This window comes from Halobacterium wangiae (genome assembly GCF_021249345.1).
Classification (GTDB): domain Archaea; phylum Halobacteriota; class Halobacteria; order Halobacteriales; family Halobacteriaceae; genus Halobacterium; species Halobacterium wangiae.
On record NZ_CP089588.1, the window covers coordinates 690,868 to 709,299 of the forward strand.

General features: G+C 68.8%; 18 protein-coding genes. 8 read left to right on the top strand and 10 right to left on the bottom strand.

Annotated features, from left to right (window positions below; genetic code table 11):
- Nucleotides 1-70: 70 nt before the first annotated feature.
- The 4 genes from LT965_RS03745 to LT965_RS03760 all read right to left on the bottom strand — a co-directional run bounded on the left by LT965_RS03745 (nt 71) and on the right by LT965_RS03760 (nt 3,529).
- Nucleotides 71-778, bottom strand: a complete 708-nt coding sequence (locus tag LT965_RS03745; protein WP_232702673.1) for a DUF2270 domain-containing protein — start codon at nt 776-778, stop codon at nt 71-73.
- A 62-nt stretch (nt 779-840) separates the two neighbouring features.
- Complete coding sequence (locus LT965_RS03750) at nt 841-1,533, bottom strand: YqjF family protein (RefSeq protein ID WP_232702674.1); 693 nt, start codon at nt 1,531-1,533, stop codon at nt 841-843.
- 91 nt (nt 1,534-1,624) lie between these two features.
- Entirely contained in the window at nt 1,625-2,113 is a 489-nt protein-coding gene (locus tag LT965_RS03755; protein WP_232702675.1) for a hypothetical protein, read from the bottom strand.
- Between the two features lie 78 nt (nt 2,114-2,191).
- Nucleotides 2,192-3,529 (bottom strand): glycosyltransferase family 2 protein, encoded by a 1,338-nt coding sequence (locus tag LT965_RS03760; protein ID WP_232702676.1) that lies wholly within the window; start codon nt 3,527-3,529, stop codon nt 2,192-2,194.
- 309 nt (nt 3,530-3,838) lie between these two features.
- Here LT965_RS03760 and LT965_RS03765 point away from each other — a divergent pair, with 309 nt between their 5' ends.
- Entirely contained in the window at nt 3,839-5,203 is a 1,365-nt protein-coding gene (locus tag LT965_RS03765; protein ID WP_232702677.1) for a DUF8593 domain-containing protein, read from the top strand.
- 41 nt (nt 5,204-5,244) lie between these two features.
- Here LT965_RS03765 and LT965_RS03770 read toward each other — a convergent pair whose 3' ends face one another.
- The gene (locus LT965_RS03770; protein ID WP_232702678.1) at nt 5,245-5,688 is read right to left on the bottom strand and encodes a hypothetical protein; all 444 of its coding nucleotides are present in this window, start codon (nt 5,686-5,688) and stop codon (nt 5,245-5,247) included.
- A 375-nt stretch (nt 5,689-6,063) separates the two neighbouring features.
- Between LT965_RS03770 and LT965_RS03775 the strand changes: the two genes are divergently transcribed.
- Nucleotides 6,064-7,761: a DUF7282 domain-containing protein gene (locus tag LT965_RS03775; protein WP_232702679.1), complete on the top strand. Its 1,698-nt coding sequence runs from the start codon at nt 6,064-6,066 to the stop codon at nt 7,759-7,761.
- A 125-nt stretch (nt 7,762-7,886) separates the two neighbouring features.
- Here LT965_RS03775 and LT965_RS03780 read toward each other — a convergent pair whose 3' ends face one another.
- Complete coding sequence (locus LT965_RS03780; RefSeq protein WP_232702680.1) at nt 7,887-8,276, bottom strand: DUF5789 family protein; 390 nt, start codon at nt 8,274-8,276, stop codon at nt 7,887-7,889.
- 175 nt (nt 8,277-8,451) lie between these two features.
- Between LT965_RS03780 and LT965_RS03785 the strand changes: the two genes are divergently transcribed.
- The 4 genes from LT965_RS03785 (at nt 8,452) to LT965_RS03800 (ending at nt 12,305) form a co-directional block, all read left to right on the top strand.
- Nucleotides 8,452-9,582, top strand: coding sequence for an NAD(P)/FAD-dependent oxidoreductase (locus LT965_RS03785; RefSeq protein ID WP_232702681.1), 1,131 nt, complete (start codon nt 8,452-8,454; stop codon nt 9,580-9,582).
- An 84-nt stretch (nt 9,583-9,666) separates the two neighbouring features.
- On the top strand, nt 9,667-10,500 hold the full coding sequence (locus LT965_RS03790; protein ID WP_232702682.1) for a GNAT family N-acetyltransferase: 834 nt from the start codon (nt 9,667-9,669) through the stop codon (nt 10,498-10,500).
- 88 nt (nt 10,501-10,588) lie between these two features.
- Complete coding sequence (locus LT965_RS03795) at nt 10,589-10,873, top strand: DUF7553 family protein (protein ID WP_232702683.1); 285 nt, start codon at nt 10,589-10,591, stop codon at nt 10,871-10,873.
- A gap of 181 nt (nt 10,874-11,054) precedes the next feature.
- A complete protein-coding gene (locus tag LT965_RS03800) occupies nt 11,055-12,305 on the top strand; it encodes a hypothetical protein (protein WP_232702684.1) in 1,251 nt (416 codons plus the stop codon).
- Between the two features lie 30 nt (nt 12,306-12,335).
- On the opposite strand, the gene LT965_RS03805 is transcribed toward LT965_RS03800, so the two are convergent.
- The 3 genes from LT965_RS03805 to LT965_RS03815 all read right to left on the bottom strand — a co-directional run bounded on the left by LT965_RS03805 (nt 12,336) and on the right by LT965_RS03815 (nt 15,965).
- Nucleotides 12,336-13,079: a universal stress protein gene (locus LT965_RS03805; protein WP_232702685.1), complete on the bottom strand. Its 744-nt coding sequence runs from the start codon at nt 13,077-13,079 to the stop codon at nt 12,336-12,338.
- Nucleotides 13,080-13,081: 2 nt separating this feature from the next.
- Nucleotides 13,082-14,512 (bottom strand): APC family permease, encoded by a 1,431-nt coding sequence (locus tag LT965_RS03810; RefSeq protein ID WP_232702686.1) that lies wholly within the window; start codon nt 14,510-14,512, stop codon nt 13,082-13,084.
- Between the two features lie 115 nt (nt 14,513-14,627).
- Nucleotides 14,628-15,965, bottom strand: coding sequence for a hemolysin family protein (locus tag LT965_RS03815; protein ID WP_232702687.1), 1,338 nt, complete (start codon nt 15,963-15,965; stop codon nt 14,628-14,630).
- 194 nt (nt 15,966-16,159) lie between these two features.
- Between LT965_RS03815 and LT965_RS03820 the strand changes: the two genes are divergently transcribed.
- The gene (locus tag LT965_RS03820; RefSeq protein ID WP_232702688.1) at nt 16,160-17,362 is read left to right on the top strand and encodes an inorganic phosphate transporter; all 1,203 of its coding nucleotides are present in this window, start codon (nt 16,160-16,162) and stop codon (nt 17,360-17,362) included.
- Nucleotides 17,363-17,374: 12 nt separating this feature from the next.
- Here LT965_RS03820 and LT965_RS03825 read toward each other — a convergent pair whose 3' ends face one another.
- Nucleotides 17,375-17,806: a universal stress protein gene (locus LT965_RS03825; protein WP_232702689.1), complete on the bottom strand. Its 432-nt coding sequence runs from the start codon at nt 17,804-17,806 to the stop codon at nt 17,375-17,377.
- A 75-nt stretch (nt 17,807-17,881) separates the two neighbouring features.
- Between LT965_RS03825 and LT965_RS03830 the strand changes: the two genes are divergently transcribed.
- Complete coding sequence (locus tag LT965_RS03830; protein ID WP_232702690.1) at nt 17,882-18,406, top strand: hypothetical protein; 525 nt, start codon at nt 17,882-17,884, stop codon at nt 18,404-18,406.
- The last annotated feature ends 26 nt before the right edge of the window (nt 18,407-18,432 follow it).

Here is an 18,432-nt window from a genome sequence, read left to right on the forward strand (position 1 = left end):
TAGCTACTGCCGGCAGTTCGATAAGGGGCCAGCCTGCAGATGCAGGGCGAGTAAACACCCGCAGGCGCGGTCACTCGCCCTTCCACTTGCCGGGCTCCACGTCGCTGACCTCGCCTTTGGCCTGACGACTGCCCGGCCACATCGCGACGGCGGCGACGGCGACGTAGAAGGCGACGAGAGCCCCAGCGACGACGGTGCCAGGGACGCCCGGTAACTCCGCCGCTTCAGTCCACTGCGTCTCGGGCGTGAACAGCGTCACTTTCGCCGTCCACGCGACGCCGAGCACGACGAACAGCAGCCCGTAGATGCGGCGGACTCGACGGCCGAGCGCCTCGCCGGTGGTCACCTTGAACGTGGGGTTGCGGAGGTCGTCGCTCAACTCCTCGCGCCACCGCAGGTGTTCGACGCCGGACGGCTCCAGGGCGTTCGCGTAGACGTTCTCCTCGACGAAGCGCACCCGCGAGCGGTAGAGGTCGAAGAAGCGGTAGCGGCGGACCTCGTAGGAGAGGAAGACACAGAGGATGCCGACGCCCACCAGGAGCAGGAACGCGGGCATGTCGGGGCTGGAGAAGACGACCGACAGCAGCGCGGCGATGAGCGTGATCGCCCAGTTCGTCGTCTGGTCGATGCGGTTCTGGCTGTTTTCCGCCTGGTTGACCGCTCCACGGTAGAAGTCCGAGATGAGCGAGAGCAGGGCGTCCGACTCGGTGGCGACGTCGGCGGCGACCTCCTGGTCGTCCTCGTGGAGCGGGCTGTCGGCGTGGTCGTCCCTGGACATACCAGTACGTTCGCCCGCGAGGGCCAAAGGTTCACAGCCGCGACCACCGGGACGACCGCGGGCTACGACGAGCGCTCGCTCCGCGACGTGACGACGTCGACACCGTGACTGTAGTAGTGGACGGGCTCGGTGTCCGGGTGGTCAAAGCCGTTCGCCTCGAACAGCGAGTTCTCCGTGATCGAGACGTCGGCGTCGGACAGCGGCCAGCGGTCGTGGGAGACGTTGGTGTGTCGCAGCGTCCCGTCGGGCGACCGGGTGTAGAGCCGGCGGCGCTCGACGAGGAACTCGGCGAGCGAGCCGGGGGGTGCGGTGTCCGCGTCGCCCGTCGGCCCGTAGGTGGCCGCGAAGCGTGCCGGTCGGTCACCGGGCTGGCGCCGGCGACTCGTGACGTGCACGCGGTCGCCGGGCCGCCGGAAGCGGACGCGGGCGTAGTAGTACGGGAGGTAGTGGGTGACTCGTGCACCGAGGACGGTCAGCAGGCTCGCCGTGTCGAGACTGAAGAAGTAGACGCCCGGGTCGCCGTCGTAGGTGACGTACGTCCGCACGTTGACCTCGGGGACCGGGAAGCCCGCCATCGTGGGGAGGCCGCGGAGGCGCGTGTCCACGTTGAGCAGCGGGACGACGGACAGCCAGCCACTGCCGTCGTACTCGTCGACGGCGAGCGCGTCCGGGAGGCGAGCTGCGAGCCGGTCGCCGTCGACCGGCCAGTTCGCGAACAGCACGTGACGCCACCCGAACGAGAGCGTCAGGGCCATACGCCACGTACGGGACGAACGCCCTTAATGACCGCCGAGAACGAGTGTCCGGCACCGGCGAGCGCCGCGAGCGGACGGTGGCAGCGCGGAGTTACTGGCGTCCGGACGTAGTGCTGTCCTCGTCCGTGTCGGCGGCTTCGTCCATCTTCCGGGCCGCCTCCTCGGCTCCCTGCTCGATGCGGGAGGCGACCCCGGTGCCGCCCTCCTGGACGGTGTCGGCGGCCTCCTGGGACATCCGTTCGGTCCGGTGGGACAGCGTCTCGCCGCGCTTCTCGACGGTGTCGGCGGCCTGCTGGCTCGTTTCCTCGGTCTGCTCGGCGGTCCGCTCGGCGGCCCGCTGGACACGTTTCGTGACCTGGTCGACGCTCCCACTCATCGAACCCGAGCGACCCCACAGCAGGTAGGCTGCGACCGCGAGCGAACCGACGACGAACAACAGCGGGACGAGGCTCCGTCCCGAACTGCGCTTCGAGGCGGTGTCGTGGACCCCCTCCTCGTGTGCCTCCCAGACAGCGTCCTTCACGACCGCCCGGAGCTCCTCCTCCAGTGACGACCCTGTGCGCTCGTAGTCGTCTGTCATCGAGTGGCTGGCCATAGTAATCCAGACAGGGATACGCCCGCGAGGTGGAAAACTGTTCTCCCAAAGACGACTGAATCCCTAGTCGTCGGTCGGCGCCGTGCTGGTGACGTAGACCGACGGCCGCCGGAGGACGAACTCCTCGAGGAAGGCGACGACGACCGCCACTGCCTGCAGCGCGACGTACGGCCACAGGAGGAGCGGACCGACGTACTCGACCGGCGCGTGGCGTCGCCCGTCCCTGGCGTCGAGGACGAACAGCAGGTAGGTCGCCGCCACGGGCGCGACCACCACCCACCCCCACAGCAGCGCCGTCGCGACACCTGGGAACTGGCCGACGCCGGACACCCACGCGATCAGCGTCAGCGGCGCTGCCAGCGCCACGATCGGGAGTGCGACGACGGCCGCCAGCGTCGCTGCGAAGTCCACGCGGGCGCCCAGCGGGGGCGGCCCCGAGAGGAGCGACCGGTCGAGGTGTCGGCGCGCGACCTGCATGCCGCCCCGTGCCCAGCGCTTGCGCTGGTTCCACCAGGCCGCCAGCGTCGCGGGGTTCGTCTCGCGGGTCACGACTCCCGGGTCGACCCGTATCTCCCTGCCGGCCCGCCGGATGCGGTAGGCCATTTCCACGTCCTCGAGGAGGATGGTCTCGTCGAACGGCCCGAGTTCGTCGAGCGCGGCCGCGCGGAAGAACGCCTGCCCGCCGGTGAACAGCGCGAACCCGCCGACGAGGTCCCGGGCGTAGAACTCGGTGCGCTCGACGAGGCCGCGCTCGACGGTGGCACAGAGTGCCAGCAGGGAGTCACCGGGGTTCGTCCCGAAGCAGCGACCCTTCACACACCAGACGTCGTCGTCCGCGAACCACCGGACTGCACGGCGGAGCGCGCCGGGTTCGGGGCGCTGGTCGGCGTCGAGCACGGCGACGACGTCGCCCGTCACGCGGTCGACTGCGTGGTTGGTCGCAGCGGCTTTCCCGCCCGGGGGGCCGGGGCGCTCGACGGCGCGTACTCGTGGGTGCTCGTCAGCGAGACGGCGCGCGACTGCGCCGGTGCCGTCGGTCGAGGCCGCCTCGTAGCCGACGACGACCGTCAGGTCCTCCGCGGGGTACTCGAGGGCGAGACACGCTTCGACGGTCGCCGGGAGCACGTCGGCCTCGTTGTACGCGGTCAGGACGACACTCACCGCTGGCAGCTCCGAACCGGGGAGTGTCGCCGGTGGCTCTCGGCGGACGAACGCCAGCAGCGTCGAGATGGCGGCGCGGGTCGAGAGGGCGACGCCAACCACGAGCACGACCGACGCGCCGACGCAAGCGTACCAGGGGAACACGACTCCGGGAGCGACGAACGCGAGCGAGAGGAGGACGGCGATCGCGACGGCGACCGCGTCCCCGGACCCCGACCCGTCCGGCGTGGACACCTCCATCGTGGGGTCACAGTCTGGGACCAGCCGGAAAGTTACGGGGCCGATTCCGGAGGCGGCCGGACCGAACCGGCCTCTCGCCGTCGTGTACCCCGCAGTAGGGTGCCGACAGCGACAGTCCGGTGGCGGACGAGCGACAGTCCCCGGATGGCGCTCCCGCGGCGAGTAACCACTCCCTGTCTCCCAGGTACTACGGGCCTACGGCGGCGCCGCCGAGAGGGCGCCGACTAGCCGCTGGTTTTCGACGAGTTACGCGCAGAACCCCGGATATAACAAAGTCGCTCGTGGCTCTCCGTCCGGACGGGATTGCAGATGAACAGCAACGACAGGGACGACACGGAGGAGTACAGGGGAGAGCGACGGATCACGACAGACCGAGAGGACATCCGCCGCTGGGCCGACGAGCGCGACGCCGCACTCGTCTCCCAGGCGGAGTCCGGGACAGCCGAACCCAGCTACCAGTTCGTACCGAGGTCCGACGCCGGGGAGGACCACCAGGAGCACGCGTGGGACGACTTCTTCGACTGGTTCGAGTCCGAGAGCCGCGCGTTCGTCTACACGGAGGACGAGGAGGGGGTGGGCCACTACGAGATCCTCGACCGGGACGAGGCCGCCGCCCGCGCCACGATCGCTGACGAGGATGCCGAGAAGCGGCTCCTCGAGGGCGAGACGGTGACCACGGAGGTCACCGAACGGACGGTCGTCGAGACGGAGGTCGTCGAGACCGACCAGCTAGAGAGCGAGATCGTCGACCGGGAACTGGTTGGCAGTCGCATCATGGAGGCCGAGCTGCTCGACTGGGAGGTCCTCGACACGGGCTCGGAGTTCGACCTCCGGGCGTCCGAGAGCATCGCGGGTCGCGAGCTGATGATGGCCGGGACCCCCGAGCACTTCGACTACAGCGACGTCGACCTCGCGACCCACCTCGACGGCCACCTCACCGCCGACATCGAGGAGGTGTGGCGAGTACGTCGGGTCGTCGAGGAGCAGGCGAACGTCGAGACCCGAGTCGTCGACACGGACATCGAGGAGCACGGCACCGTCGAGTCGGACACGGTCGAGACGCGGATCGATACCGCGGACGTCCAGCGGACCATCTTCGAGAGCGACGCGGTGAGCGTCGACTCGGAGGCGGCCCCCGACCAGCACGACCTGATACAGACCGAGCGGCTGGGCGACGAGCGCTTCGAGAGCGTGCTCATCGAGCGACGGGTGCTCGAGGACGAGATCCGGCGACGGAAGCGCTTCCGCTTCGAGAGCGTCGGCAGCGAGGTCCTCGACACGGAGACCGTCGAGACCCGGACGGTCGAAACCGACATCGTCGAGTCCGGGGAGACGGAGATGCCAGCGGAGACGGCGACCTCGGGAACGACCACCACGGGAGCCGACACCGAATCGATGGCCGGGTACACGTTCACCGAGGAGGACGAGGGAGCGACGGTCGTCGACGAACGGGGCGAGAAGATCGGTACGATCGACCACATCGAGGCGGGCGCCGCGTACGTCGAACCGAAGACCGGGCTCGTCGGCAGCATCGAGTCGGCACTCGGCTGGGGTGACGACAGGGACGAGTACCGGCTCGACTCCGGGCAGGTCCAGCGCGTCGACAGCAGGGGACGGTTCGTCGTCTCCCACGACGCCGAGACCGACATCGAGGACGAGGACGACCGGCGCTGAGTCGGGACGCCACCCCGACCGTCGACTCGAGGGTCGCCGCGCTACTCTTCTCCGTTCTCTTCGTCGTCGACGAGCTCGTCGACGACATCTTCGTCGACGTTCATCTCGCCCGGTTCGGCGGGTTCCTCCTGGACGTCCGCCGTGGCTCGTTCCTCGATCTCCTCGTCCGTGCGTTCCTCGCCAGGGAGTTCGTCGTCGGCCCCTGCACCCGCAGTCGTGACGTCGGCGTCGTCCGCTCCGCCGGACTCCGCGTCGCTGGCTTCGCCGACGGACTCCTGGATGGAGAGTTGATACCAGTCGTCCGAGTCGTCGGCCGACCGGCCGCCCGCGCGTAGCTTCCGGACGACGACGTACACGACGCCGGCGAGACCCACGCCGAGCAGGACCGTGCGGAGGAGACTGCTCGACGAGTCGTCTCCGGCCGACGACCCACCGTCTGCCGAACCCACTGCCCCCTTGCGAATAGACGCTAGTGATCGGACCATACAGACAGTTCGGCCCGTGGAGGGAAGTTCGTTTGGGCAACTGCGAGGACGGCGACCAGTCCGTCACCGTTCCGTGGGGTGGAATTGCACATCCGGTGGACCTGTCCACGTTCCCGACGGTCGCCCCGCTAAATAAGGTGAGCGTACGTTTGCGGCGTTCGGACCGACCGACCCTACTCGCCAGTAGGGACGAGGAAGGTGAGATACCAGCCACCAGACCCCGACACCGTCTACCGGTTCTCGCCGATACCGTCGCTCGAACTGACGTTCAGTCCGCCCAACCAGTAGGTCGAGTGGCGTTCCGAGTAGCGCGCCGTTTGGCGATTCGGGCCAGAATATAACAATGGCGGTGGCAGCCGATTGAACTAATGCGATATGACAGACGAGAACACAACAAGACTCAAGCTCGGTGCCCTGCTGATGGCGCTGACAGTCGTCCTCGCCTCGGGGACGGCAGTCGCGGTGATGTCAGCGGGGTCGGTAGCGCAAGAAGGTGACCAGTCCGCGTCGACTGTCACCGCCCAGGACGTCGAGGCCGAGAGCGTCCAGATGGAGGACGTCGAGGTCGAAAACCTGACGTTCGAACTCGGCGACGTCGAGGACACGGAAGACGCACTCTCTGACTCCTTCGCGACAGCCCTCGGCGAGAACGTCGAAGGGTTCGAAGCGGACTCCGTGGACGTCGGCAACATCCAGTCCGCGACGGTCACCGTCGAGGACGACACGGTCACCGTCGACGCTGAGATCGAATCTATCACCGTCGAGGGTGTCCAGGCCGACAACGTCACGTGGGACCGCTCGAACGGCAACGTCGCAGAGGGGATGTTCCTGGGCGGTAGCCTCACCTTCCAGTCGATGACGGTCGAGGAACTCAGTGTGGGGTCGCTCTCCGTCGAGTCGGGTGAGGTGACGGTCCCGGACAACGAGACGACCACCACGACCGAAGAGGAAGACGAGACGACGACGACCGAGGAGGACGACGACACGACCACCACGACTGAAGAAGAGGACGACACAACGACCACGACTGAAGAAGAGGACGACGACACGACCACCACGACCGAAGAGGAAGACGAGAACGAGACGACCACCACGACTACTACCGACGGTGACGGCGACACCGCCGAAGCCACGGTGAACTTCGAGGACCAGACGTCCGACGGGACCACCGTGACGATCTCCGCCGTCGCGCTGTCCGAGGACGGCTACGTCGCCATCCACGACGACTCCCTGCTCGAGGGTAACGTCGTCGGGAGTGTCATCGGCGTCTCCGACTACCTCGAGGCTGGCTCCTACCAGGACGTCGAAGTGACGCTGTACAACGTCTCTGGTGCAGAGTTCAACGAGACGATGCTCGAGGACAACGAGACGCTGATCGCGATGCCGCACCTCGAGACCGACAACGACGAGACCTACGACTTCGTCGAGACGAACAGCAACCAGGACGGTCCGTTCGTCTCCGACGGTGAACCGGTGACCGACGACGCGGTCATCAGCGTCGAGGAGGACGAGACCGAGGACAACGAGACGACCACCACGACCGAAGAGAACGACACGACGACCGAAGAGAACGAGACGACCGCTACCGACGGTGACGGTGCCGGCGACACCGCCGAAGCCACGGTGAACTTCGAGGACCAGACGTCCAACGGGACAGTCGTCAGTGTCTCTGACGTCGAACTGTCCGAGGACGGCTACGTCGCCATCCACGACGACTCCCTGCTCGAGGGTAACGTCGTCGGGAGCGTCATCGGCGTCTCCGACTACCTCGAGGCCGGTTCCTACGAGGACCTCGAAGTGACGCTGTACAACGTCTCTGGTGCAGAGTTCAACGAGACGATGCTCGAGGAAGACCAGGAACTGATCGCGATGCCGCACCTCGAGACCACCGATGACGAGACCTACGACTTCGTCGAGACGAACGGTGAGGACGACGGTCCGTTCATCTCCGACGGTGCCGCAGTGACCGACGACGCGCTCGTCACTCTCGAGGACGACGACACGACCGAAGAGAACGACACGACGACGACCACCGAAGAGAACACTACGACCACCACGACTGCCGAAGCGTAACGTCGCGAGCATCCCAGGACCGACTCCTGGCGCTCCACCGTTCCGCACCTCCATTTTTCGCGCCGCTCCGCCGGACAGAGCAATCAGTGAGAACGGCGACACCGCGAACCAGACCCGCCAGGCAGCTACAGGTCCGAGGCGCCGCTGTCCGTGACGTCGTCCTGTGCCGCGTCGTCTAGCTCGTCGAGGTCGCGCTGGTCGTTGTACTCGTCGCTCGGGCCAGCAGGACCAGTTATCTCGCCGTAGAGGGCTTCCCGAGCCTCCTCTGGCGTCTCGAAGCGCTCGTCGACGAGTCGGTCGAAGACGCTCCCGAGGCTCTCCGTCTCGTTCGGGAGGTCCATCGGCTGGTCGGCGTACTCCGTGGCGAGTTCCTCACTCGTGACCGGGTACTTGTCCGGGTCGAACAGGTCGGGGACGCGGTTCAGGATGTCCTCGACGTGCTCGGTCCGCTCGTGCTGGCGACGCCTGGCGCTGTCCTGGACCCGACTCGGGTCTGGGTCTTGGTCGTCGGGCATCGTCTCCGTGTTCGGTCTACAGCAGGATAAGGGCTGGCTGGGACGTGAGGGAGTGATTGGTGGCGTTCCCCGACCCGTCTCGAATCGTCACGGTGGACGGTCACTCCCGTGGTCGGTCCGGCGTCGTGGCGGACCGTGCCAACCCCTAACAGACTCCGGCCCGAACGCGTCTGTGATGAGCGACCGACTCTCCTACGAGGTGGTCGTCGTGGGCGGCGGGCCGGCAGGCACGACGACCGCGCTCTACACGACGCGACTCGGACACCGGACGGCCGTCTTCGAGGCGCCGGGCGGTCGACACGCCAGCGTCAGTCACGTCCACAACGTCTTCGGGGTCTCCGAGGACGTCTCGGGCCGGGAGCTGTCGAGACACGCCGTCGACCAGTTCGAGGAGTACGGCGGCGCGTACTTCCTCGACGCAGTCGAGGACATCCGCCGGACCGACGACGGGTTCGTCGTCGAGGCGGGTCACGCGACGGTCGACGCCGACCGGGTCGTGTTCGCGACCGGGTTCTCGGACGTCGACCCCCCGGTCCCGGAGTTAGTGGAGTTCACCGGCAGGGGCCTCCACTACTGCCTGCACTGCGACGCCTACACGCTCGGCGACGGGCGCGTGTTCGTCCTCGGGCACGACGACCACGCCGCGTCGGTGGCGATGCTCATGCTCAACTTCACCGCGGACGTCGACCTGCTGCTCGACGGCCACGACCCAGAGTGGAGCGAGGACACCGACCGCCAGGTGCGAGCCCACCCGGTCGACGTGGTCGAGACACCGGTCGCAGGTGCGTTCCCGCGTGACGAGCGCGCGGCCGACCAGGGGGAGGCCGCGGAATGGAGAGCGGAGAGCGAAGCGACCCGCGACCGCGCGACCAACCCGTGGCTCGGCGGGCTTACGTTCGCGGGCGAGGGGGACGCTGACGAGACCACCGACCGCGAGTACCTCGGCGGGTTCGCGATGTACGGCAAGGAGTACAACACCGACCTGGCCGAGTCGCTGGGCTGTGCGCTCGCCGACGACGGCGCGCTCGTCGTGGACGAGACCTACGAGACCAGCGTCGAGGGCGCGTACGCCGCCGGCGACATCACGCACGGGCAGAACCAGACGGTGGTGGCGATGGGCGACGGCGCGAAGGCCGGGATGGCCCTCCACAAGGACCTCCGGCGCTACCCGCTCCCGCCGGACGAACTCGACGACGTGGAGCCGTCGAACGTGCCGGCAGCCGCGGCGGACCTCCGCGCACGGATGCGACTCGTGCGCAACCACGAGCGACACGCCGGCCTCCGGGAGCCCCCGCCCGACCGCTGACGACCCGGCCGTCGGGGCGCTCCGGACGTCAGCCCTGCGGGTGCCGGCCTACGGTTTTTCCGTCTTAGCGACGAACGATGGTGCATGGGACTGCGCGAACCGGCGGCCGCCGACACCGAGCGCGTCAGCGAACTCGTGGAGAGTTCGATGACGTCGTCGCACAGCCTCAGCCCCCAACAGATCGACCAGATCGTCGAAGAAGTGTTCGGCGAGGACGCGATGGCGTCGAAGATGGACGACCAGGGGACCGTCGTTCGCGTCGCGGAGACGACCGAGGACGTAGACGAGGAGACCGTCGTCGGGTACGTCGAGGGGACCCTCGACGGGGAGTGGGGCGAACTGCGCTGGCTGTTCGTCGACCCCGAGCACCGCGGCAGGGGGATCGGAACCGAACTTTACGAATCGATGACCGACGCGCTGCACGAGGCCGGCGCTGACGACGTGCGGGCGACCACGCTGGAGGCGAACACGGAGGGCCACCAGTTCTTCGAGCGCTTCGGCCTCGAACGCGCCGACGAGCGACGCGTCGACGTCGGTGACGAGTCGCTCGTGGAGTACGTGTACGCGGACCCCGACGCCGACCTCGAGATGGGAGACCGGGAGGGTGGCGGAGCGCAGGCCGAGGAGTCCCCGGCCGAGGCGATGCCCGAGACGGAGACGCAGGACGGGACGACGACGGCGACGACCGGGGACGGCGAGCGGGTGTACGTCGCGCGCGACGAGGAGGAGTCGGGGACCGAGGCGTCGTTCTACGTCACGTACACCGACGAGGCCCACGAGGAGCGGTTCGGCTACTACTGCAGTAACTGTGGGTCCCTCGACGTCTCGATGGACGACATGGACCGGATCGAGTGCGACGAGTGTGGGAACACGCACGCCCCCCGGTCGGGCGAGTCGTATGACGACTCCTACCTCTGAGTCTGGAACCGGAGCGTCTGCTCGGCGGCGCAGGTTCTGTCGCTCGTTCGACAACACATCTATCCGGGTGAGACGCCACACGGCTAGCATGGACCACCTCGAACGCGCGAGAGCGGACCTCCGGCGCGCCAGCGAGCAGGCCTCGGGCCCCGTGCAGACGCAACTGGACTCTCTCCAGAACGGCATCGGCGCGGAGGACGAACGGGAGACGGCCGCGGACGGCCCCGACTCGACCGTCGACCGCATCGCGGAGGTAGCGGAGAAACTCGACGCCCTGAGCGAGGAGTTGGAGAACGCCGAGACGCGGGCGGCCGTCGAGAGCGCGGTCGACCACCTCCGCGAGTACCTGAAGGCCCACCCGCACGGAGAGTGAGTCCCGCACGACGAGTCGAGACGCCCCTCGGCCTCGCACGTGCGGGGAGACCGACCCGAGGGAGGTTCCGAACCTGCTCCAGTTGGCCGTCCTCGCAGTAGTCGGACGGTTCGGGGACTCCCGAGTTCGGTGTCTGCGCCACACCGAGCGTTAAGTTCGTTCGCGGCGAACCGTGTCCGTAATGAGCGGGTCCGGTTCCGGGGAGCGCGACGAGCGGGCGCTGGTGGCGGCCGAGTGCGAGGGCGCGACAGACCTGCGCGTCGACGTCGGCGTGCTCGTCGCCCACGCGCCGACGTCCGACCCGGGTCGCCTCCAGTCGTTCGCGACGCGGGCGGCCGAGGACGCCGTCGACGAACTGGCGTCGGCGACGGACGTCGCCTGGCGCTTCTACCTCGAGGAGACGGCGCGGCTCGCCGACCACGACCCCCGGCGCCCCTCGGAGTTCCTCGACCGCGCCACCCACCGGATGGTCGAGGGCCCCTACGACCTGGTCGTCGTCGTGACCGACGTCCCACTCGTGTCGAGCAAGGAGCGCTTCGTCCCGGGGCTGGCGTCGCCGCTCTCCCGCGTCGCCGTCGTCTCGACTGCAGAACTTCGGAGCGCCCCTCGCGGCGAACCGCGACGCCCGCTCGACGACGACGCCGTGCGCTGGAACACTGCCACGCTGCTCGTGCACCTCGTCGGCCACCTGCTCGGTGCTCGCCACGGCGAGGCGGACGGCGGGGTGATGGAGCCGTTCCGGTTTGACCCGGAGCGGCGAGCGGTCCCCTCCTTCGACGCCGACGTCGAGCGTCACCTCCGCAGCGTCGCGAACGAGATTCCCGCGACGGAAGCGCGCCCGAGAGGCCCCCTTGGGCGACTCGCCTTCCACGTGCGCAGCGCCGCGCGGAACCCCGGGCAGATCCTCCAGGCGCTCGCGAACAGTCGCGCGCCGCTGTTGCCGCTGTCGCTGCCGAAGCTGTCGACGGCGGCGCTGACGCCGACGCTCGTCATCGTTTTCAGCGCGGAGTCGTGGGACGTCGGCTTCCACCTGAGCGACCTGACGGCGGCGCTGTTCGCCGTCGTGAGCGTGCTCGCCGCCGCGCTCTACCTCCTGTTCGTCCAGAACCTCTCGTTCCCGCGGAAGCGACACCGCGTCGTCACCGAGCACACCGCCCTCGTCAACGTCACCGTCTTCCTCGTCCTCCTGCTGGCGATGGTCGGCCTGTTCGCGCTCGTCTGGGCCATCATCCTCGTCATCGAGGTGGCCGTCTTCCCGACGAACCTGATGTCGAACTGGCCGAGCCTCGAGGACCCCGCGGTGGGGTTCGTCGACCTCGTCCGCACCGCCGCGTTCATCAGCACCATCGGCGTGCTCTCCGGTGCGCTGGCGGGCGGCCTGGAGAACCGTCTCGTCGTCAGCCACCTCGCGCTGTTCCCCGACCGACCGTAGCCCCTCGACCACCGCACCGGGCACCCGGACTCAGTCGGAGTCCGAGCCGTCGTCCGTCCTCGTCGGCTCCCGCTGGACGACGAGCACCGGCCCGAGGAACTGCTCGGCGACCTGCTCGGCGCGCATCCCGAAGACGAACGTCGTCAGCGACGGGTCCGACTCGCCCATGACGACCGCGTCGAACTCGTCGGCAGCGTCAACGATGGCGTCCATCGGGCGCCGCTTCCCTTCGAGACGGACGGTGATGGCGTCCTCCTCGACACCCCGATCGACGAGTCGGGACACCACCCCGTCGAGCAGCGTCTCGACGTCCTCGTCGGTCTCTCCGTCCCCGACGACGTGGAACAGCGTCACCGCGACGTCGGTGTCCGCGAACAGGCCCCCGACCAGGCGAGCGAGCCGGTCGACGCCGACGGTTCCCCGCACTGCGACGAGGACGTCCTCGGGTGGCGCGGTGGCGTTCGGAACGAGGACGGCCAGACAGTCGTGTTCGGTGATCGTCCGGTCGATGGTCTTCTGGGCACCGTGCGTGAACACGAGCCGCGTCTCGACGGTCGCGCCGGCCTCGACGAGTATCGACTCGAACTCGTCGAGTCGGTGGGTGGCCCGGTCCTCGAACTGGAGGCGAGCCTGGTCGGTCGCGGTCTGGTCGGGCACGACGTGGTAGCCCAGCAGGACCACGTGGGCGTTCGAGAGCAGTTCGGGGACGCCCTCCGGGATCGACTCTCCCTCGAGGACGCGAACCGGGACGAGTACGGTCGGTCTGTCTTGCATGGTCAGAAGTCACCTCTGAGTTCGACGGTGCCGGCGTAGTACCGGTACCAGAGGTAGGAGACGACCATCACCGCGACGCCGACGGTGATGGAGGCCGGTTGCATGAACGCGACCAGCCCGAAACTGGCGAGTGCCCCGACGCCCGGCAACAGGGGGACCCCCGGCATCTGGTAGCTCGGGTCGTACCAGTCGGGGCCGCGCCGCCGCAGGACGAGCACCGCGACGCAGATGAGGCCGTACATGATCAGGTGGAGGAACGAGGCGACCTCCGCGAGCAGCGCCACCTCGCCGGTGGCGACGAGCAGGAGAATCGGACCCCCTGCCGCGAGCAGCGCGACGTGGGGCGTGCCGTATCGGAGGTTAATCTCGCTGGCTCGCCGGGGGAGGAGGGCGTCGCGGCTCAGCGCGTAGACGGTGCGGGAGGCGCTGAGGATCGAGGCGTTCGCGCTGGAGAACGTCGCCAGCAGGCCGGCGAACAGGATCGCCACCGCGCCGGGGAGGCCGACGAACTCGCGGGCCACCTCGACCATCGCCGTCTCGCCGAACGCCTCCAGCTGGGACGCGCCGAACGCGCTCGTCGCGACGAAGATGGTCACCACGTAGAAGACGGTGACGACGAGCACCGACCCGACCATCGCCAGCGGGAGGTTGCGACCCGGCTGCTTGATGTCGCCGGCGACCGTGGCGACCTGCGCGAAGCCGAGGTAGGAGGTGAACACGAGCGCCGCGGTGCTGAGGACGGGGAAGTACCCCTGCGAGAAGAACGCCTCCGGGACCGTCTGGCGGCCGAAGACGCCGAGCGTGTCGAGGGACCCGTACGAGAGGAACAGCGTCAGCACGACCAGCAACAGTGCCACGACGGCGTTCTGGAGTTTGGCGGTGTTCTCCGTGCCGGTGACGCTGAGGCCCGTCAGGGCGACGCCGAACAGCAACCCGAGCGGGACCACCGGGCTGAGCGACAGTTCGACGCCGACCTCGCCGAAGACGGCGGCGGCGTAGTGGCCCAGTCCCACGAGGTAGAACGCGGACGCGAACACCAGTCCGAGCCACAGCCCGAGGCCCACGATCGCGCCGAACGCCGACCCCATGCTCCGCGAGACGAAGAAGTAGCCCCCACCGCTCCGTGGCATCGCGGTCGCCAGTTCGGAGGCCGGCAGCGCGACCAGCAACGCGACGACGCCGCCGAGCGCGAACGAGAGCGCCGCGGCCGGCCCCGCGCTCCCCGCCGCCAGCCCCGGGAAGACGAAGATACCGGCGCCTATCATCGTCCCGATGCCGATGGCCAGCCCGCCGACGAGTCCGATGGTCCGCTCGAGCTCGACGTCCTCCTCGTGGACCGTGACGTCGTCGGAGACGGCGTCTGGCTCCTGCTCGGGTGACTCGCCCTCGACGTTCTCCCCGCTCCCGGGAGTGGGCGCAACGTCGGTCGTCACTGGGGCTTCACGAGTAGCTGCATCGGCACGCCGCCCAATAAAGGTACACCCGGCCGCAGGGGCTCGCCGGCCGGCGAGAGCCGCGTCGCCGAACGCCTGGCGTCCCTCCGACGGCTCAGCCGGTCGACTCCGCTTCGTCCAGTTCCCGGAGGACCACGTGTGTGACGCGGGCGCCGTCGACGCCCTCGACGGCCAGTCGGTAGCCGTCGGCCTCGACCTCGTCGCCGACCTCCGGCGCCCGACCCAGGCTGTCGAGCACCAGGCCGCCCAGCGTCCCGAACTCGTCGCTCTCGAACGTCGTCCCGACGGTCTCGTTGACCGCCGCCAGCGCGACGCCGCCGTCGACGGCGTACGCGCCGTCCTGGAGCTCGTCTATCGACGGCTCGCCGCCGGCCTCGTCGAACTGGTCCTGGATGTCGCCGACGATCACCTCCACGACGTCCTCGACGGTGGCGATCCCGTCGAGGGACCCCCACTCGTCGATGACGGCGGCCATCTGGCTGTGGTCGCGCTGGAACTCCAGCAGCAGGTCGTTGACGCGGGTCGTCTCGGGGACGACCGTCATCTCCCGCGCGATGTCGCCGGCCGTGACGGGCTCGCCCGCCTCGTCGACCGACTCGCTCGCCCGGAGCACGTCCTTCGCGTCGATGAACCCGACGATCTGGTCCTGGTCGTCGACCTCGACGACCGGGTAGCGGGTGTGGCCCTCGGCGAGGATCACCGAGCGGATCTCCGTGAGCGGCATGTCCGCGGGCACGCTCACGACGTCGGGTCGCGGGACCATCACCTCGCTGACGGTGATGTCGTCGAGTTCGAACACCCGCTCGATCATCTCGACCTCCTCGCGGTCGACGTGCCCCTGCTTGCCCGAGTGCGAGAGCACCATCAGTATCTCCTCCTCCTGGAGGGTCTCCTCGCTCTCCGAGGCCGGTTCGATGCCGATGAGGCTGGTGAAGAAGTTGGCCGTCCCGTTGAACACGACGATGCCGGGGACGAAGATGTAGTAGAACAGCTTCATCGGCGGCGCGAGCAGCAGCGCCATCCGCTCGGCCTCCGCGATGGCGATTGTCTTCGGCGCGAGTTCCCCGAAGACGACGTGGAGGAACGTGATGAAGCCGAAGCCGAGCGCGAACGCGGCGAGGTGGACGAGGCTCTCGGGGAGCACGGCGCCCAGGAACGGTTCGATGAGCGCCGCCACAGCCGGTTCACCGATCCACCCGAGCCCCAGAGACGCCAGCGTGATGCCGAGCTGGGTGGCCGCCAGGAAGTCGTCGAGGTTCGCCATCGCGTCCGACAGCGTGTCCGCCCCTGGTTTCCCCTCCTCGACGAGGCGCTCGACGGACGTCGAGCGGACCCGGACGAGCGCGAACTCCGAGGCCACGAAGAAGCCGTTCAGGACGACCAGGAAGAACGCGACGAACAGCCGACCGAGCGAGAACACGACGTCTACCATGGGTGCCTCCGCTGGAGTCGGTGAACGGTTCGCTGCGGTCGGGAGGACCGCGGCGGGTCCGTCTGCGCGTGAGAGGCCGGTTCACTCATTCGTTGTTGGAGAATCGGGGTCACGCCACTGTCAATGCTTGGGTTGGTCGTGCCGACGTCCACCCCCATCCAATCATTTCTATAGCTGCCCGCAGAAAGGCCTGTATGAGCGTCGTCTTCTGGGCCCTCGTCGCGTTCGCGACCGTCAGCTGTCTGTTCATGGCGTGGTCCCTCGGGGCGAACAGCAACTCACCGCCGTTCGCGCCCGCGATCGGCGCCAACGCGGTGTCGACGATGCGTGCCGCGTTCCTCATCGGCATCCTCGCGGCCGCCGGCGCGCTGACCCAGGGTGGTGCCATCTCCGAGACGGTCGGCGCGAACCTGATTCGGGGCGTCACCATCACGCCGCTGGCGGCGACGACGGGGCTGCTCGTGGCGGCGTCGTTCATGGCGTTCGGCGTCTACAGCGGGTACCCCGTCCCGGCGGCGTTCGCGACGACCGGAGCGATGGTCGGCGTGGGGCTCTCGCTGGGCGGCGGTCCGGCCTTCGACACGTACCGCGAGATCGGGACGTTCTGGGTGCTCGTCCCGCCGATGTCCGGGGGGCTGGCGTACCTCACCGCCACGCTGCTGCGCCGCGAGGACGTCCCCGAGACGCAGTCCATCCCGCTGCTCGCGGCCGTGGTCGCGGCCATCCTCGCGAACGTCAAACTCGGCGTGATCCCGCACCCGGAGCGAGCACAGGCCTCCGTCGCCGACGCCGCGGCCGTCTCCCTCGGTGGGCCGTCCGTCGTCGGCGTCGACGTCGTCGCCATCGTCGTCACACTGCTGTTCGCAGCCCTGGCGCACCGCTACATCCAGCGCCGGACGCGGGCCTCGGTCGAGGCGGGTATCCGGACGTTCCTGTTCGCGCTCGGCAGCGTCGTCGCGTTCTCCAGCGGTGGCAGCCAGGTCGGACTGGCGACCGGCCCGCTCGAGAACCTCTACGGCGTCGAACTCGGCCTCCCGGGGATCGCCCTCCTCGGCATCGGCGCGACCGGCATCCTCGCCGGTGCGTGGATGGGCGCGCCCCGGCTCCTGCAGGCGACCTCCAGGGAGTACGCACAGCTCGGCCTCCGGCGCTCCATCGCGGCGCTCGTCCCCGGGTTCGTCATCGCCCAGATCGCGATCACGCTCGGCATCCCCATCTCGTTCAACAACATCATCATCTCCGGGGTCATCGGCGGCGGGCTCGCGGCGGGGACGGCGGGCGTCTCCCGGCGGAAGATCGGCGTCACGCTCGGCTTCTGGGTCGTCACGCTCGCGACCTCGATAGCGACCGGCTACGGCCTCTACCAGCTCCTCTCTGGCCTGTTCGGCATCAAGTAGCGACGGAGCGGCCTACCGGACGACGGTGACGGTCACCGGCGCCTCGCCGACGACGGTGGTCGCGACGGTTCCGAGCAGTCGGCGCGCGAGGTCGCCGCGCTCGCCACCGTGGCCGCCCATCACGACGTGGTCGACGTCGTGGTCCGCGACGTACGCGAGGATGGTCTCCGCGGGGTCGCCGGTCTCGACGGCCGTCTCGACGGGGCGGTCGGCCGACTCGACCGAGGTCTCCGCCTGTCGAACGAGGTCCTCGGCGCGCTCGCGCCCGGCCGCTAGCCGCGTCTCGTCGGGTTCGAGGACGCCGCTCTCGCTCATCCCGCTGTCCAGTGGCGTGACTACGTTCAACACCGTCACGCGACAGTCGAAGGTCGCGAGTGCGTGCCGGAGCGCCGCTGCGGCCAGCGGCGACCCGTCGAGCGGGACGAGGACGTGCGAAGGGGTCACACGCGTACGTTCGCGAACGAGACGTAAATAGCATCGGCGAAGTGGCTAACCGGCGGCAGGGCGTACGTTCCGCGGATGGTCAACGCGTTCTGGCTGGACCGCGACGTCGACCAGACGGCCGCCTGGCTGGTGGACGCCCACGTGACCAGCAGCGTCTTCGAATGTTCGATGGTGCTCACGACGGCCGTCCAGTTGAACGGCTACCCGCACGACGACGCGCTCTACTACACGCACCCGGACCACCCGCTCACCCAGTGGGCGGCGGACGCCCACGGAAACTGGCGGTTCCTCCACGCGTACACCGCCGCGGCCCACGAGGAGTGGCGCTACCGCTGGGACCACGCGGCAGACGAGTACCACGGCTCCTGGGCCGTGGTGGAGACGCTCGACGGCGACGCGGTGGCCGACCTCGGGTGGCCACGCGAGACGGCCAGAGACCCACCGCAGGTGACGGGTCGCTGGACGGCGCCCGACTACGTCGACGCCTACCGGTACTACTACGCGAACGAGAAACGCGACCTCTTCGAGTGGTCGAAGGACCGGACGGAGCCGCCCTGGGTCGAGGAGTACACGGTCGAGGACGGCAGCCGGGAGTCGTAGTCAGCCGGCTCGCGGTTGCGTCGGGC

Bases quoted from the DNA above. Each gene is read 5' to 3' on its own strand.
- LT965_RS03745 (WP_232702673.1), bottom strand. From the start codon at position 778: ATGTCCAGGGACGACCACGCCGACAGCCCGCTCCACGAGGACGACCAG.
- LT965_RS03750 (WP_232702674.1), bottom strand. From the start codon at position 1,533: ATGGCCCTGACGCTCTCGTTCGGGTGGCGTCACGTGCTGTTCGCGAAC.
- LT965_RS03755 (WP_232702675.1), bottom strand. From the start codon at position 2,113: ATGACAGACGACTACGAGCGCACAGGGTCGTCACTGGAGGAGGAGCTC.
- LT965_RS03760 (WP_232702676.1), bottom strand. From the start codon at position 3,529: ATGGAGGTGTCCACGCCGGACGGGTCGGGGTCCGGGGACGCGGTCGCC.
- LT965_RS03765 (WP_232702677.1), top strand. From the start codon at position 3,839: ATGAACAGCAACGACAGGGACGACACGGAGGAGTACAGGGGAGAGCGA.
- LT965_RS03770 (WP_232702678.1), bottom strand. From the start codon at position 5,688: ATGGTCCGATCACTAGCGTCTATTCGCAAGGGGGCAGTGGGTTCGGCA.
- LT965_RS03775 (WP_232702679.1), top strand. From the start codon at position 6,064: ATGACAGACGAGAACACAACAAGACTCAAGCTCGGTGCCCTGCTGATG.
- LT965_RS03780 (WP_232702680.1), bottom strand. From the start codon at position 8,276: ATGCCCGACGACCAAGACCCAGACCCGAGTCGGGTCCAGGACAGCGCC.
- LT965_RS03785 (WP_232702681.1), top strand. From the start codon at position 8,452: ATGAGCGACCGACTCTCCTACGAGGTGGTCGTCGTGGGCGGCGGGCCG.
- LT965_RS03790 (WP_232702682.1), top strand. From the start codon at position 9,667: ATGGGACTGCGCGAACCGGCGGCCGCCGACACCGAGCGCGTCAGCGAA.
- LT965_RS03795 (WP_232702683.1), top strand. From the start codon at position 10,589: ATGGACCACCTCGAACGCGCGAGAGCGGACCTCCGGCGCGCCAGCGAG.
- LT965_RS03800 (WP_232702684.1), top strand. From the start codon at position 11,055: ATGAGCGGGTCCGGTTCCGGGGAGCGCGACGAGCGGGCGCTGGTGGCG.
- LT965_RS03805 (WP_232702685.1), bottom strand. From the start codon at position 13,079: ATGCAAGACAGACCGACCGTACTCGTCCCGGTTCGCGTCCTCGAGGGA.
- LT965_RS03815 (WP_232702687.1), bottom strand. From the start codon at position 15,965: ATGGTAGACGTCGTGTTCTCGCTCGGTCGGCTGTTCGTCGCGTTCTTC.
- LT965_RS03820 (WP_232702688.1), top strand. From the start codon at position 16,160: ATGAGCGTCGTCTTCTGGGCCCTCGTCGCGTTCGCGACCGTCAGCTGT.
- LT965_RS03830 (WP_232702690.1), top strand. From the start codon at position 17,882: ATGGTCAACGCGTTCTGGCTGGACCGCGACGTCGACCAGACGGCCGCC.